Annotated in this window: 11 protein-coding genes; 3 read left to right on the top strand and 8 right to left on the bottom strand. The window is 69.9% G+C overall.

Annotation, left to right across the window (positions count from 1 at the left end; genetic code table 11):
- Positions 1 to 78: 78 nt before the first annotated feature.
- Positions 79 to 1,329 (bottom strand): MFS transporter, encoded by a 1,251-nt coding sequence (locus tag BLT78_RS14300; protein WP_090349608.1) that lies wholly within the window; start codon positions 1,327 to 1,329, stop codon positions 79 to 81.
- A gap of 141 nt (positions 1,330 to 1,470) precedes the next feature.
- On the opposite strand from BLT78_RS14300, the gene BLT78_RS14295 reads away from it, so the two are divergent.
- Both BLT78_RS14295 and BLT78_RS14290 read left to right on the top strand, forming a co-directional pair.
- Positions 1,471 to 2,391: a LysR family transcriptional regulator gene (locus BLT78_RS14295; protein WP_090349607.1), complete on the top strand. Its 921-nt coding sequence runs from the start codon at positions 1,471 to 1,473 to the stop codon at positions 2,389 to 2,391.
- 67 nt (positions 2,392 to 2,458) lie between these two features.
- A complete protein-coding gene (locus tag BLT78_RS14290) occupies positions 2,459 to 3,223 on the top strand; it encodes a ParA family protein (protein ID WP_090349606.1) in 765 nt (254 codons plus the stop codon).
- Between the two features lie 7 nt (positions 3,224 to 3,230).
- Here the strand turns inward: BLT78_RS14290 and BLT78_RS14285 are convergent, their stop codons facing one another.
- The 4 genes from BLT78_RS14285 to BLT78_RS14270 all read right to left on the bottom strand — a co-directional run bounded on the left by BLT78_RS14285 (position 3,231) and on the right by BLT78_RS14270 (position 7,875).
- Complete coding sequence (locus BLT78_RS14285; protein WP_090349605.1) at positions 3,231 to 4,019, bottom strand: universal stress protein; 789 nt, start codon at positions 4,017 to 4,019, stop codon at positions 3,231 to 3,233.
- A gap of 123 nt (positions 4,020 to 4,142) precedes the next feature.
- A complete protein-coding gene (gene trxC, locus BLT78_RS14280; protein ID WP_090349604.1) occupies positions 4,143 to 4,580 on the bottom strand; it encodes a thioredoxin TrxC in 438 nt (145 codons plus the stop codon).
- 123 nt (positions 4,581 to 4,703) lie between these two features.
- Positions 4,704 to 5,981 (bottom strand): bifunctional O-acetylhomoserine aminocarboxypropyltransferase/cysteine synthase, encoded by a 1,278-nt coding sequence (locus BLT78_RS14275; protein WP_090349603.1) that lies wholly within the window; start codon positions 5,979 to 5,981, stop codon positions 4,704 to 4,706.
- A gap of 103 nt (positions 5,982 to 6,084) precedes the next feature.
- Positions 6,085 to 7,875, bottom strand: a complete 1,791-nt coding sequence (locus BLT78_RS14270) for an SLC13 family permease (RefSeq protein ID WP_090349602.1) — start codon at positions 7,873 to 7,875, stop codon at positions 6,085 to 6,087.
- Positions 7,876 to 8,120: 245 nt separating this feature from the next.
- Between BLT78_RS14270 and BLT78_RS14265 the strand changes: the two genes are divergently transcribed.
- Entirely contained in the window at positions 8,121 to 8,447 is a 327-nt protein-coding gene (locus BLT78_RS14265) for a DnaJ family domain-containing protein (protein ID WP_090349601.1), read from the top strand.
- 15 nt (positions 8,448 to 8,462) lie between these two features.
- On the opposite strand, the gene selO is transcribed toward BLT78_RS14265, so the two are convergent.
- From selO to BLT78_RS14250, 3 genes are all read right to left on the bottom strand, one after another.
- The gene (gene selO / locus BLT78_RS14260) at positions 8,463 to 9,926 is read right to left on the bottom strand and encodes a protein adenylyltransferase SelO (RefSeq protein ID WP_090349600.1); all 1,464 of its coding nucleotides are present in this window, start codon (positions 9,924 to 9,926) and stop codon (positions 8,463 to 8,465) included.
- A gap of 73 nt (positions 9,927 to 9,999) precedes the next feature.
- Complete coding sequence (mscK, locus tag BLT78_RS14255) at positions 10,000 to 13,326, bottom strand: mechanosensitive channel MscK (RefSeq protein ID WP_090349599.1); 3,327 nt, start codon at positions 13,324 to 13,326, stop codon at positions 10,000 to 10,002.
- An 87-nt stretch (positions 13,327 to 13,413) separates the two neighbouring features.
- Positions 13,414 to 15,195 (bottom strand): potassium/proton antiporter, encoded by a 1,782-nt coding sequence (locus tag BLT78_RS14250; RefSeq protein ID WP_408003086.1) that lies wholly within the window; start codon positions 15,193 to 15,195, stop codon positions 13,414 to 13,416.
- Between the last annotated feature and the right edge of the window lie 35 nt (positions 15,196 to 15,230).

Genomic DNA, 15,230 nt, shown 5'->3' with positions numbered 1-15,230 from the left:
CGTCGTTTCCGGGGTAGGGTGCGCTATGCGCACCGCGAAACCGAGGAGCTCGGTGGTGCGCACGGCGCACCCTGCGGCTTAGGTCTGCGGCTGCTTGGGCGGCAGGCGCGACAGGTGCAGGGCGACCAGCAGGGCGACCACGAGCAGGGCGGCGATGAACAGGCCGACGCCGGTCCAGCCGCCGTGCTGCCAGAAGAAACCGCCGGCGGTGCCGGCGATGCTCGAGCCCAGGTAGTAGCTGAACAGGTACAGCGACGAGGCCTGGCCGCGCGCCTGCAGGGCGCGGCGGCCGACCCAGCTGCTGGCCAGCGAGTGGGCGGCGAAGAAGCCGAAGGCGAACAGCAGCATGCCGGCGAGGATCAGCCCCAGCGGCGCGAACAGGGTCAGCAGCAGGCCGGCGAGCATCACCAGGATCGCCGGCCAGAACACCCTGTGGCGACCGAGGCGGTCGGCCAGCGCGCCGGCCTGGGTCGAGCTGTAGGTGCCGGACAGATAGACCACCGAGAGCAGGCCGACCCAGCTCATGCTCAGGCCGTAGGGTGCCTCCAGCAGGCGGTAGCCGATGTAGTTGAACAGGGTGACGAAACCGCCCATCAGCAGGAAGGCCTCGAGGAACAGCCACGGCAGGCCGCGGTCGCCGAAGTGCAGGCGCAGCCCCTCGGCGAGGTTGGCGAAGCTCAGTGGGGTGGGGCGGAAGTGTCGCGAGTCCGGCAGCAGGCGCCAGAACAGCAGGGCGGCGAGCAGCGCCAGACCGCCGAGCAGGCCGACCGCCGCCTGCCAGGAGAAGAAGTCGACCAGCACGCCGCTGACAAGCCGGCCGCTCATGCCGCCCAGGGCGTTGCCGGAGATGTACAGGCCCATGGCCAGGCCGAGGTGCTGGGGGTAGATCTCCTCGCTCAGGTAGGACATCGCCACCGCCACTAGGCCGCTCAGCGACAGGCCGACCAGCGCGCGCATCAGCAGCAGGGCATGCCAGTTGGGCATCAGCGGGGTGAGCAGGGTACACAGCGCCGCGCTGCACAGCGCCGCGACCATCACCGGCTTGCGGCCGACCGCGTCGGACAGCGGGCCGGTGAGCAGCAGGCCTATGGCCAGGGTGATGGTCGAGATCGACAGCGCCAGGCTGCTCTCGGCCGCGCTGAGGGCGAAGGCCGCCGACAGCACCGGCAGCATCGGCTGCACGCAGTAGAGCAGGGCGAAGGTGGCGAAACCGCCGGCGAACAGCGCCCAGTTGGTGCGGCGGAAGGCGGCCGTGCCCTTCTCGATATGGCTTGGCGCGGCGTCGGGGGCGGAGCCCGCCTGCGCGTGGCTGGCGACCAGGCTGTTCATGGAAACCTCGCGGCTGGCAGAGGGCGGGCGCGCGGATGGCGACCCGAGCGGAAACTCAGGGCAAGGATAGGTGAGGTGCCATTCTTAGTTCCAATATATTATTCGACTCGTTTGATACTCAAAGAAGATCGATCGGTCGCCATGGAACTTCGCCACCTGCGCTACTTCATCGCCGTCGCCGAGGAGCTGCACTTCGGCCGCGCCGCTCAGCGCCTGGGCATCTCCCAGCCGCCGCTCAGCCAGCAGATCCAGGCGCTGGAGGACGAACTCGGCGCCTGCCTGTTCGAGCGAACCAACCGCCGGGTGGCGCTCAGCGCGGTCGGCGAACTGTTCCTGCCCGAGGCGCGCGCGGTGCTGGCGCAGCTGGACAAGGCGGTGGCGGTGACCCGTCGCGCCCGCGCCGGCGAGCTGGGCGAGCTGAAGGTCGGCTTCACCTCCTCGGCGCCGTTCACCTCGACGATTCCCCGCGCGCTGCGCGCCTTCCGCCAGGCCTGCCCGGCGGTGCACCTCGACCTGCGCGAGCTGAGCAGCCGCGAGGTCGCCGAAGCGGTCGGCGAGGGGCTGCTGCAGGTGGGCATGATCCGCCCGCTGGAGCCGTTGCCCGCCGGCCTGGAGGCGCTGGAGCTGTTCGCCGAACCGCTGGTGGTGGTGCTGCCGGCCGGCCATCCGCAGGCGCTCGAGGGCGCCATCGCCCTGGCCGAGCTGGCCGCCGAGCCCTTCGTGTTCTTCCCGCGCAGCTTCGGCACCGGCCTCTACGACCAGGTGCTCGGTCTGGCACGGGCCGCCGGCTTCAGCCCGCACATCGTCCAGGAGGCCAGCGAGGCGATGACCCTGATTGGCCTGGTCGCCACCGGCCTCGGTGTCACCATATTGCCGGCCTCGTTCAGCCGCATGCGCATCGACGGCGTGGTCTGGCGCACCCTGCGCGATCCCGGGGCGAGCACCGCGGTTTGGCTGGTGCGCCGGCGCGGCGAGCAGTCGCCGCTGGTGCAGCGCTTCGCCGAGCTGCTGGTGCGCGAGGCCGGCGAGGCGCAGCGGCAGCGCCAGACGCCTGCCGGTTGAGTATCCGGCGCGGCGCGAATGGGCTTAAATGCACCTGCGCCTCGAGCAGATGGAAGGAGACAGCGGTATGCGACGCGTGGTGTTCAATCAGAAGGGCGGGGTCGGCAAGTCGAGCATCGCCTGCAATCTGGCGGCGGTGAGCGCGGCGCAGGGCTATCGCACCCTGCTGGTCGACCTCGACAGCCAGGCCAACTCCACCCACTACCTCAGCGGTCTGGTCGGGGCGGAGATCCCGCCCGGCATCGCCGACTTCTTCCAGCAGACCCTCGCCGGCGCGGTGAAGAAGCCGCGGGTCAGGGTCGTCGAGACGCCGTTCGCCAACCTCGACCTGGTCACCGCCAGCGCCGAGCTGGCCGATCTGCAGCCCAAGCTGGAACAGAAGCACAAGATCAACAAGCTGCGCAAACTGCTCGACGAGCTGGGTGAGGACTACGAGCGGATCTACCTGGACACCCCGCCGGCGCTGAACTTCTACACCGTTTCGGCGCTGATCGCCGCCGACCGCGTGCTGATCCCCTTCGACTGCGACAGCTTCTCGCGCCAGGCGCTGTACGGCCTGCTCGCCGAGATCGAGGAGCTGCGCGAGGACCACAACGAGGACCTCGAGGTCGAGGGCATCGTGGTCAACCAGTTCCAGCCGCGCGCCGCGCTGCCGCAGCAGCTGCTCGACGAGCTGCTCGCCGAACGGCTGCCGGTGCTGCCGGTGTACCTGGGCAGCTCGGTGAAGATGCGCGAGTCGCACCAGGCCTGCACGCCGCTGATCTTCCTCGACCCGCGGCACAAGCTGACCCAGCAGTTCGTCGAGCTGCACGCGCTGCTGGAAAACGCCTGAGCGGCGCTCAGCGCACCACCAGCACGTCGCACGGCGGCTGACGCAGGCACTCCAGGGTCAGGCTGCCGAGCAGGGTGTCGGCCAACTGGCTGCGGCTGTGCGCGCCGAGGGCGAGCAACTGCGGCCGGCGCTCGGCCAGCACCGCCTGCAGGCAACTCAGCCGCTCGCCCTGACGCAGCTCGTGGCTGAGCTGCACGCCATCATCCAGGAGCGCCTGCTGCTCGCCCAGCAGGCGCTCGAACAGCTCGTTCTGGAACGCCAGGTCGGCCGGATCCTCGCCGGCATGGATCGCCGCCACCTCGTGCACGTGCAGTGCGTGCAGCTGTGCGCCGGCGCCGAGCAGGCTGCGCGCCAGCTGCAGGGCGCGGCTGGCGCAGGGCGAGAAGTCCAGCGCGGCCAGCGCGCTGCGCCAGGGCGCCGGGTCATGGCCGGCGACCAGCAGCACCGGCGCCGGGCTGTCGTGGAGGAGACGCTCCAGGGTGGTGCCGGCGAAGCCTTCCGGCGACCGCCGGTGATGGGTGCCGAGCACCAGCAGGTCGGCTTCCAGGCCGCGGGCCTGGTGTAGCAGCATCGCCACCGCCTGGCCGTGGCAGGCCCGCACTTGCGCCCCTGAGGCGCCACAGGCATCCAGGCGCTCGCGCATTCGCACGCACGCGGCGTCGGCCGCTTCCGCCGTCGCCGCGACGTGCAGCAGGGTCAGCCGTGCGCCCTGCTCGCGGGCCAGCAGAGCGCCGCGCCGCAGGGCCAGGTCGGCCTCGGGGCTGAGGTCGTGGGCGACGAGGATGTGCTTGAGCATGGCGGCCTCAATAGGGAAACGAAGGTCGTCAGTATGCCGCGCGGGCCCCGGGCTGTCCCGCCGAGCGTAGCGGGAGCGGCGAGCCGCACCGGGCAAGTCGAAGCGCGGGGCGCAAGGCGCAGCCTAGGCCACGCCGTGCTGGCGCAGCCAGGCGAGCAGCTGCGGCAGCGCCAGGGCGCCGCTCTGCCGCGCCACCTCGCGACCGTCCCGGAACAGGATCAGGCTGGGGATCGAGCGGATGCCCAGCTGGCCGGCCAGCTGCGGCTCGGCCTCGCTGTCCAGCTTGGCCAGACGCACGCGGCCGCTCAGCTGGCGCGCCGCCTGGTCGAAGATCGGCGCGAAGGCCTTGCACGGCCCGCACCAGTCGGCCCAGACGTCGAGCAGCAGCGGTAGGTCGCCCCGGAGCTGGGCGGCGAAGCCGGCGCCGTCGACGGCGAACGGCTGGCCCGGCAGCACGGCGCTCTTGCAGCGCCCGCAGCGCGGCGCGTCGCCCAGGCGGGCAGCGGGGATGCGGTTGAGCCCGTGGCAGTGCGGGCAGGGGATGATCAGCGGCTCGGTCATGGCAGGCTCCACGGGGTGATGTCCCTAGTGTGGGGCCGGCGCTGCGGATATCAAGGCGATGCAGGGTGCGCCGTGCGCACCGATGCGCAGCGGCGGCGGTGCGCGCGGCGCACCCTGCGGGGCTCAGCCGCGGGACGCTTCCAGCGCCTGGCCGAGGTCTTCGAGGATGTCGTCGATGTGCTCGATGCCGATCGACAGACGCACCAGGTCGCGGGATACGCCGGCGCGGGCCAGCTCCTCGTCGTTGAGCTGGCGGTGGGTGGTGGAGGCCGGGTGGCAGGCCAGCGACTTGGCGTCGCCGATGTTGACCAGGCGCACCACCAGCTTGAGCGCGTCGATGAAGCGCGCCGCCGCCTCGATGCCGCCCTTGATGCCGAACGACATGATCGAGGCCGGCTGGCCGCCCATGTAGCGCTGCGCCAGTTCGTGCTCCGGGTGGTCGACCAGACCGGCGTACTTCACCCAGCTGACCTGCGGATGCTGCTGGAGGAACTCGGCGACCTTGCGGGCGTTCTCGCAGTGGCGCTCCATGCGCAGCGGCAGGGTCTCCAGGCCCTGCAGGATCAGGAAGGCGTTGAACGGCGACAGCGCGGCGCCGGTGTTGCGCAGCGGCACCACGCGGCAGCGGCCGATGAACGCGGCCGGGCCGAACGCCTCGGTGTAGGTGACGCCGTGGTAGGACGCATCCGGGGTGTTGAGCAGCGGGAAGCGCTCCTTGTGCTCGGCCCAGGGGAACTGGCCGGAGTCGACCACGATGCCGCCGATGCTGGTGCCGTGGCCGCCGATGTACTTGGTCAGCGAGTGCACCACGATGTCGGCGCCGTGCTCGAACGGCCGGCAGAGGACCGGGGTGGCCACGGTGTTGTCGACGATCAGCGGCACTCCATGGCGATGCGCGGCGTCGGCCAGCGCCTTGAGATCGACGATGTTGCCCGCCGGGTTGCCGATCGACTCGCAGAACACCGCGCGGGTGTTCTCGTCGATCAGCGCCTCCAGGGCGGCGATGTCGTCGTGCTGCGCGAAGCGCACCTCTATGCCAAAGCGCGGCAGGGTGTGGGCGAACAGGTTGTAGGTGCCGCCGTACAGCTTGGCCACCGAGACGATGTTGTCGCCGACCCCGGCGATGGTCTGGATCGCGTAGGTGATCGCCGCCATGCCCGAGGCCACCGCCAGCGCCGCCACGCCGCCCTCCAGCGCCGCCACGCGCTTCTCCAGCACGTCGGTGGTCGGGTTCATGATCCGCGTGTAGATGTTGCCGGCGACCTTGAGGTCGAACAGGTCGGCGCCGTGCTGGGTGTCGTCGAAGGCGTAGGAGGTGGTCTGGTAGATCGGCACCGCCACTGCCTTGGTGGTCGGGTCGGGGCTGTAGCCGGCGTGGATGGCCAGGGTTTCCGCTTTCATGCACACATTCCTTCGAGGCAGGGAAAAGCGTGCAGCATGCCGAGGGCGCCGCCGCGCGGTCAATGCCACCATGCGCGATGGGGGCATTGCCCGCCGTGGCGGATCAGAGCGGAGTCAGCGGCCAGAACAGCGGGATCACCAGCGAGGCGACCAGCCACAGCAGGACGTTCAGCGGAATGCCGACCTTCATGAAGTCGCTGAAGCGGTAGCCGCCGGCGTTGTAGACGAAGGTGTTGGTCTGGTAGCCGATCGGCGTGGCGAAACTGGCGCTGGCAGCGAACATCACCGCGACCACGAAGGCGCGCGGGTCGACGCCGAGCTGCTGGGCCATGCCGATGGCGATCGGCGTGACCAGCACCGCTACCGCGTTGTTGGACAGCACCTCGGTGAGCACCGAGGTGAACAGGTAGATGAACGACAGCAGCAGCAGCGGTCCGGCCCAGGGCAGCAGGCCCATGACGTTCTCGACGATTAGCTTGACCAGGCCGACCTTGTCCATGGCGATGCTGATCGCCAGCATGCCGAAGATCAGGCTGAGGATCTTCCAGTCCACCGCCTTGTAGGCGTCTTCCACGTCCAGGCAGCGGGTGGCCAGCACGGCCACCGCGCCGATGATCGCCAGGCCTTCGATCGGCATCACGCCGAAGGCCGCCAGCAGCATCACCGCTGCGGTCGCGAGCAGGGCGATCGGCGCCTTGTCGCGGCGGAAGGCGCGCTCCTGCACGGCGTTGAGGCTGATCAGCTCGCCGTTGTCGGCGAAGCGCTTGATCTGCGCCGGCGTGCCCTCGACCAGCATCACGTCGCCGAACTGCAGCTGGAAGTCGTCGAGGTTGCCCTGCACGTTCTCGTCCTGGCGATGCACGGCGAGCACGGCGATGCCGTAGCGCGCGCTGAGGTCGAGGTCGCGCATCGGCCGGTGGCTGTAGCGCGAGTTGCGCCCGACGATGGCCTCGGCGAGCACCACGTCGTGGCTGCTCACCGTCTCGAAGGCGTCGCTGCGGTTGAAGGTCAGGTGGCCGCTCTCGCGCAGGTCAACCACGTTCCGGACCTGGCCGTGGAGGGCCAGCAGGTCGCCGGCCTGCAGCACGAAGTGGTGGTCGGGGCGGCTGATCTGCTCGCCGTCGCGGCTGACCTGCAGCACCTGCAGGCCGCTGCCGCCGTTGAGGTTGGCCTCGCTGAGGGTCTTGCCGATCACCGGCGAGTCGTGCGGCACCAGCAGTTCGCTCATGAAGGTGCGGTCGAGGTCCGGGCGCAACTGCTTGGAGAGGGTCTCGCGCGCGGGCAGCAGGCGCTTGCCGATGGTCAGCAGGTAGAGCATGCCGGCGGCGGCGAGGATCAGCCCGGCACCGGTGATCTCGAAGATGCCGAACGGCTCGAGGCCGGCCTTGCGCGCCACGCCGTCGACCAGGATGTTGGTCGAGGTGCCGATCATGGTCAGGGTGCCGCCGAGGATGGTGGCGTAGGACAGCGGGATCAGCAGCTTGGAGGGCAGGGTGCCGGCGCGCTTGGCCAGGGCGATCGCCACCGGGGTGAGGATGGCCACCACCGGGGTGTTGTTCAGGCCGGCTGACACCACCAGCGCCGTCACCGTCAGCCCGACCAGCACCCGGGTGGGGCTGGTGCCGACCCGTTCGCCCAGCCAGTTGCCCAGCGCGTCGATGCAGCCGGTGCGCTCCAGAGCGGCGGACAGCACGAACATGCAGGCGATGGTCACCGGCGCCGAGTTGGACAGCACGCCGAGCACCTCCTTGGGCTCGAGCAGGCCGGCGACCAGCAGCGCGGCGACGGCGATCGCGGCGACGATGTCCGGGCTCCACTTCTCGCGGATGAAGGCGTACAGCACCCAGAGCAGCAGGGCGGCGACGAACCAGAGCGACAGCGAGGCCGGAAGCATGGAATTCCTTGGGACGAATCTCGGGAGAGGTATCGGCCCGGCGTCGGTGGCGCGGGCGGTGGGCGCAACGATAGAAGGGTTTCTTTAGACGGTCAAAGAAAGGTTTATAAGGTTTATATGCATTATGGATCTATACGAGGCGCCTGGCGTCGAGGTGTGCCGGTCGGCGGAGGCGCCGCCGGCGCGCCGCATGCGGGCGTAACATGGCGGCCTGTAGGTCTGCGTTCGCGCAATGGGGAGGGGGCATGAACACACTGGACGAGGAAATCGGCCGCAAGCTGGCCGCGGCCGAGGCGGCGGGCCAGCTCAAGGCCGGCCACGGCCGGCCGCTGGAGATCGACGAAGCCTGGCTGCAGACCCCGCCGGGGCTGCGCATGACCTTTCAGGTGATGAAAGCCGCCGGGGTGCCGCCGGCCGAGGTCGAGCTGTTCCAGCAGCGCGCGCGACTGCGCACGGCGCTCGCCGCGGCGTCCGACGAGGCGACCGGCCAGCGCCTGCAGCGCCAGCTGGCCGAGCTGGAGCAGGATCTGGCCTTGCGCCTGGAGGCGCTGCGCCGGCTGGGGCAGGGCTGAGGCATGCCCGGCTGCTCACGACGAGCAGCTGATCTCCAGGTGCTTGCCCCACTCGGGCGGGCGTGCGGCGTAGCGCTCCATCCCCGGCTGTTCGTCGAACGGCCGCGACAGCACCGCATGCAGTTCGCGCACCACGGCGTAGTCGCCCTTTTCCGCCGCCTCGATGGCCTGCTGCGCCAGGTAGTTGCGCAGCAGGTACTTGGGGTTGACCGCGTGCATGCGCTGGCGCCGCGCCGTCTCGTCGTCGGCGCCGTCACGGGCGAGGCGAGCGAGGAAGTCGGCGCTCCAGGCATCGAAGCCGGCCAGGTCGACGAACTCCTCGCGCAGGTGACGCAGCGCCGCGGCGGCCGGCGTCTCGCCGAGGCGGCGGAAGAACAGGCTGTAGTCGATGCCGCCTGTCTGCATCAGCGCCAGCAGGCGCTGCACCAGCGTCTCGTCGCCGTCCTCGGCGCTGCGCAGGCCGAGGCGCAAGCGCATGCGCTCGAGGTAGTGCGCCTGGTAGAACGGCAGGAACCGGCCGAGCGATTCGCGCAGGTGCTCCACCGCCACCAGCGGCGTCAGCGCCTGGCCCAGCGCGCTGAGGTTCCAGTGGGCGATCGGCACCTGGTTCTCGAAGCTGTAGCGGCCGCCACTGTCGGAGTGGTTGCACACGTGGCGGGCGTCGAAGTCGTCGAGGAAGGCGTAGGGGCCGTAGTCGAAGGTCAGGCCGAGCAGCGACATGTTGTCGGTGTTCATCACCCCGTGGCAGAAGCCGTAGGCCTGCCACAGGGCGATCAGCGCGGCGGTGCGCTCGACCACCGCGCGGAACATCGCCCCCGCCGGCGCGGCGGCGTCGCGGCAGTGCGGGAAGTGTGCGTCGAGGGCGTGCTCGACCAACTGGCGCAGGGCGTCGTGCTGGCGGGTGTAGTAGAAGAACTCGAAGTGGCCGAAGCGCAGGTGGCTGGGCGCCAGGCGCAGCAGCATGGCGGCGGTTTCCGGGCGCTCGCGGTACACCGGGGTGGTCGAGGCGGTGACGCACAGCGCGCGGGTGGTGGGGATGCCCAGCGCCGCCAGGTATTCGCTGGCGAGGAATTCGCGGATCGAGCTGCGCAGCACGGCGCGGCCGTCGCCCATGCGCGAGTAGGGCGTGTAGCCGGCGCCCTTGAGGTGCAGGTCCCAGTGCTCGCCGGCGGCGTTGACCACCTCGCCGAGCAGCAGGCCGCGGCCGTCGCCGAGCTGCGGGTTGTACATGCCGAACTGGTGGCCGGAGTAGACCATCGCCCGCGGCTCGGCGTCGTGCCACAGCTTGTGCCCGGAGCACAGCTCGACGAACTCGGGGCGCTCGGCTTCGTCCGGGGCGAGGTCGAGCAGGTTCAAGGCGGCGGGGCTGACCACCACCAGTTGCGGCTGCTCGATGGACTGCGGCGCCACGCGGGTGGAGAAGGTGTCGCCCAGGCGGGCGAAACGGTTGTCGAACTGGAGCTGGTCGAGGGTTTTCACGAAGGCCTCCGGCAATTCCCGAGCATTGTGCTGGGAATTGCCGGAAGGCGTCCAGTCGGCCGGGCGTCGGGCTTCACTCGTCGCCGCTGCGACGGCTGTCCTCGCTGGCGCCCAGGGTCTGGCCGGCGACCAGCTGCAGCTGCTGGCCGTGCAGGTTCTTGATGAACACGTCGAGCTGGCGGAAGGCGATCTCGATGTCGTGCTCGCGGAACAGGCGGTCGATCTCGCGGTTGATCTCGTCGATCGCCGCGTTGCGGTCGCCCAGTTCGCGCACGTGGATGCGCAGCTCATGGTCGAGGGTGCTCTCGTTGAAGGTGAGGAAGAACACCTGCGGCTCCGGCTCGCGCAGCACGCGCGGGTTGGCGCGGGCGATCTGCAGCAGCAGGCGGCGCACCAGGTCGAGGTCGGTGCCGTAGGCCACGCCGATGCGCACGGTGACGCGGGTGACCGTGTCGGTCAGCGACCAGTTGATCAGCTGGCTGGTGATGAAGGTCTTGTTGGGGACGATGATTTCCTTGCGGTCGAAGTCGACGATGGTGGTCGCGCGGATGCGGATCTTGCTCACCGAGCCGGACAGGTTGCCGATGGTCACCACGTCGCCGATGCGCACCGGGCGCTCGAACAGGATGATCAGGCCGGAGATGAAGTTGGCGAAGATCTCCTGCATGCCGAAGCCGATGCCCACCGACAGGGCGGCGACCAGCCACTGCAGCTTGTCCCAGCTGAGCCCCATGGTCGACAGGGTGCTGACCAGGCCGAAGGCGACGATGGCGTAGGACAGCAGGGTGGTGGTGGCGTAGGCGCTGCCCTGGGCCAGGTTGAGGCGCGACAGCACCAGCATCTCCAGCAGGCCCGGCAGGTTGCGCGCCAGCGCCAGGGTGATCGCCAGCACCACCAAGGCGCCGAGCAGGTCGCTCAGGCTGATCGGCACGCGCACCGCGGTCTCGCCGCTGCCGCTGGTGTACTCGTAGAGGGTCACGCTGTCGAGGTAGGTGAATACCGCCAGCAGGTCGGCCCAGACGAAGTAGAAGATGCCGACGAAGCCGAGCAGCAGGCACAGGCGGACCAGGCGCAGCGACTGCTGGTTGACCTTCTCCAGGGCCAGGGTCGGCTCCTCGATCAGTTCGCCGCCCTCGGCGCCCTCGCGCGGCGGAGTCTGCCGGCGCGCTTCGGCACGCTGCAGGGCCAGGCGGCGGGCGGCGACATCGAGGCCGTGCAGCACGCTGGACTGCACCACCGTCCAGATGGCGATGATGTACAGGCTGTCGAGCAGGCGGCCGGTGAGCTTGAGCGCGGTGTAGTAGTAGCCGAAGCCGACCAGCAGCACGTGGGCCAGCGGCAGGCCGACCAGCAGCAGGGCGGCGACGAAGTGCAGTACCCGCGAGCCGAAGAACGGCGGCTGGGTGAGCATGATGCGCAGCAGGATCCAGCTCATCAGCAGGAAGCCGGCGAGGACGATGAAGATGCCCAGCACGTCCTCGGCGAGGCCGCTGAGCTGGCGCTCGGCGATGCTCACCACCAGCACCATCGGCATCACCACCAGGCCCAGCCAGCGCACCTGGCGGTACAGGCTCTGCACCCGCGCCGGCTCCCAGCCGAAGTGGCGCTCGGCGACGCTGCCGCGGGCCAGCAGGCGGTAGCCGACGCCGAACACCAGCATGGCCTGCGCCAGCTTGAGCAGCGACTCGCCGAACACCGTGGTGGCGGCCTGCGGGTCACGGATCAGCACCACGCCGCAGGCGGCGACGATCAGCGGCAGCGGCAGCACCAGCAGGAAGTGGCAGAGCAGCGCCAGCGGGGTGAGCATCTGCCGGTAGCGGCGCAGCTGGTCGAGCTGGTCGTCGATGCGCGCCAGCTGGCGGCGCAGCCAGGGGCGGCCGGCGACCAGCGCGGCGAGCAGCACCACCAGCGGCAGGAACAGCAGCGGCTGGCCGATCAGGCCGTGGCCGATGGCCTTGGCGCTGTCCTGCAGCGGCAGCGCCTCGAGCTGGCGCTGCAGGCGGCCGGGGATCTCCTTGAACCAGCCGAGGTCGAGCGGCTTGTTGCTGGCGATCCAGAACATCTGCTCGTCGAGGGTGCGGCTCAGGCTGGCGCTGGTGGCCAGCAGCTGCTTCTGGTTGAGCTGCAGGGTGATGGCCTGGGTCAGCAGGTTGCCCAGTTCGCTGTTGAGGCGGTCGAGCAGCTCCAGGCGCGCGCGCACCAGCTGCTCGAGCTGGCTGCGCAGCTCGGCGGTGACGTTCTCGCCCGGCTGGCCGGCCAGCAGGCTGTTGACGTACTGCGCCGGGTTGACGATGTCGGCGCGGCGCTGGTTGAGCTCGAACTGGTACAGGCGCAGGTCGGCGATCTCGTCGGCGAGCTTGTTGTCGATGCTGACCTTGGGCAGGGCGTTCTTCTGCTGGTAGAGGATGCGGGTCAGCAGCAGGCTGCCCTTGAGCACGTCGATCTGCTCGGCGAGGGCCTGTTCGGCCTGGTTCAGCGCGTCGAGCTGCTGCTTGGTCTCGATGTTCTTGCGGATCAGCGCGTTGGAGCGGTCGGTGGCCTTGAGCAGGTAGTCGCTGAGCGCCAGGTTGAGGTCGGACTGGGTGGCGAGCAGGCTGCCGCGCTGGTTGTCGAGGCTGTCGCGCGACAGCTGGGCGACGGTTTCCGCCGATTCCTCGCGGCGCTTGTCGTTGAGGGTGTTCTGCAGGGCGAGGATGTCCGCCTCGAGCAGGGCGATGCGCTGGGTGAGCAGGGCGCGCTGGCTGGCGCTGAGGTCCTGCAGGGCGGTGGTGCCGGCCAGCTCCTCGCGGCGCAGCTGGGACACCGCTTCCCGGGCGGCCAGTTCGGCCTGCAACTGGGCCAGCTGTTCGCTGCCGAGCGGCTGCTTGTTGTCGCGGCCGCTCTTGATCTGCTCGCGGATCACCTGGGTGCGGGTCTGGTTGGCGCTGATCTCGGCCTGCGCGCGCTCCGGTCGGGTCTGCGCGTTGATCAGCGCATTGGTCACCTGGCTCAGCTCGGCCTGCCAGTCGCTGAGCTTGCCCAGGCGCTCGGCGAGCATGCTTTCCAGCTGGCTCACCGGCAGGTCGGCGTAGCGCCGGGCCAGCGCGTCGGGAGCCACCGGTTTGAGCTGCGCCAGTTCGCGCTGCGCCTCGGCGGTCAGCTTGGGGGCGGCGGCCAGGCGCTGCTTGAGGCTGGCCAGCTCGTCGCTGCTGCTCTGCAGCAGCTGCAGCTGGTCGAGGGTCTTCTGCAGGGTGTCCTGCAGGGCCTTCTGCTCGGCTTCCGGCAGCTTGCGGGCCTCGAGGCCGGCAAGCTGCTTCTGCACCGCGCTGGCGCTAGGCAGGTTGTCGGCGGCGGCGACCTGGCCGGTGCAGAGCAGCAGACCGAGGGACAGGGAGGTGAGAAGCGGGCGAAGCTTGAACATGGGTACGGGGTTTCGTCTGAGGAACCGGAAAGCCTACCGCCGGTCCGCCGGACCGGCAAGGTGGGCGCGGCCGCGGGCGGCGCGGATCTAGAGCAGGAAGGCCGGGCCGCCGCCGCCAGCGGGCAGCTTGAGGCCGACCTTGCGGATGCGGTTGCCTTCCATCTGCGCCACCGTCCAGGTGCGGCCAGCCCATTCGACCTGGTCGCCGACCACGGGTTCACCACCGATCAGGTGGGCGATGAACGGACCGAGCTGCTGGCTGCCGTCGGCGCCGTCCAGCCGGAGGCCGTAGAGCGCGGCCACCGGGCCGAGTTCGGCGTCGCCCTCGAGGACGAAGTCGCCGAAGAAGCGCAGGTCCTGGCCGCTCTTCGGCGCCTCGCTGAACAGCTTGCCGAGCGCCGGCAGGTCCTTCTCGTGGCCGATCACGCAGAGGATGTCGCCTGCCGCCAGGCGCGTGCTGCCGCTCGGGTGGAGCAGCTCGCGGCCGCGGAACAGCGCGGCGATGCGCGTGCCGTCGGGCATCTTCAGCTCGCGCAGCGGGGCGCCGACGCACCAGCGGTCGGCGCGCAGCTTGTAGATGAACATCTCCCACTGGCTGGTCGGATGCACCTGCAGGCCGGCCCGGGAGATCGGCGAGGGCTGCGGCGGCACCTCGACGCGGGTCTTGCGCGCCGCCCAGCCGAGGGTGCTGCCCTGCAGCACCAGCGACACCAGCACGATGAAGAAGGCCACGTTGAAGAACAGCTGGGCATTGGGCAGGCCGGCGACCAGCGGGAACACCGCGAGGATCACCGGCACCGCGCCGCGCAGGCCGATCCAGGAGATGAACAGGCGCTCGCGGAAGTGGAAGGCGCGGAACGGCAGCAGGCCGATGAACACCGACAACGGGCGGGCGAACAGGATCATCCACAGCGACAGCAGCAGCGCCGGCACGGCGATCGGCAGCAGCTCGCTGGGCGTGAGCAGCAGGCCGAGGACGAGGAACATGCCGATCTGGCTGAGCCAGGCCAGGCCGTCGAACATGTGCAGGATGCCGTGGCGGTTGCGGATCGGCCGGTTGCCGAGCATCAGGCCGCAGACGTACACGGCGAGGATGCCGCTGCCGCCGATCTCCCCGGACAGGGCGTAGATCATGATGCCGCCGCTGACGGTGAGCAGCGGATACAGGCCGTCGGCCACCGACAGCCGGTTGACCAGCTGCAGCAGCAGCCAGCCGCCGGCGAGGCCGAGGACGATGCCGATGCCGAACTGCATCACCAGCGACAGCAGCACGTCCCAGCCGAAGCTGGTCTTGCCGGCGGCGAGCAGGCCGATCAGGGTCACGGTGAGGAACATGGCCATCGGGTCGTTGCTGCCCGACTCGATCTCCAGGGTCGAGCCGACCCGCTCGTTGAGGCCCTTGCCGTTGAGCAGGTTGAACACCACGGCGGCGTCGGTGGAGGCGACGATGGCGCCGATCAGCAGGCCCTCGAGCAGCTTGAGGTCGAACAGCCAGGCGGCGGCCAGGCCGGTCAGGCCGGCGGTGATCACCACGCCGACGGTGGCCAGCGACATCGCCGGCCACAGGGCGACGCGGAAGGTGGCGACCCGGGTGCGCATGCCGCCGTCGAGGAGGATCACCGCCAGCGCCAGGTTGCTGACCAGGTAGGCCAGCGAGTAGTCGTTGAAGGCGATGCCGCCGATGCCGTCGACCCCGGCGAGCATGCCCACGGCGAGGAAGATCACCAGCACCGGGATGCCGATGCGCGCCGAGAACGAGCTGACCAGGATGCTGACGCCGACCAGGAGTGCGCCGACGAAGAACAGGCTGTTGACGGCGGCGGTATCCACGGCAGGCTCCGAATAGGGTTGACGGGCAGGGAAAATCATGCACTGGGCGTGCCAAGTGATTCTAACCTGTTGAT

It is taken from the genome of Pseudomonas oryzae (assembly GCF_900104805.1).
Lineage (GTDB): Bacteria > Pseudomonadota > Gammaproteobacteria > Pseudomonadales > Pseudomonadaceae > Geopseudomonas > Geopseudomonas oryzae.
The sequence above is the reverse complement of the archived record's forward strand: the minus strand, read 5'-3'. Positions and strand labels throughout refer to the sequence as shown.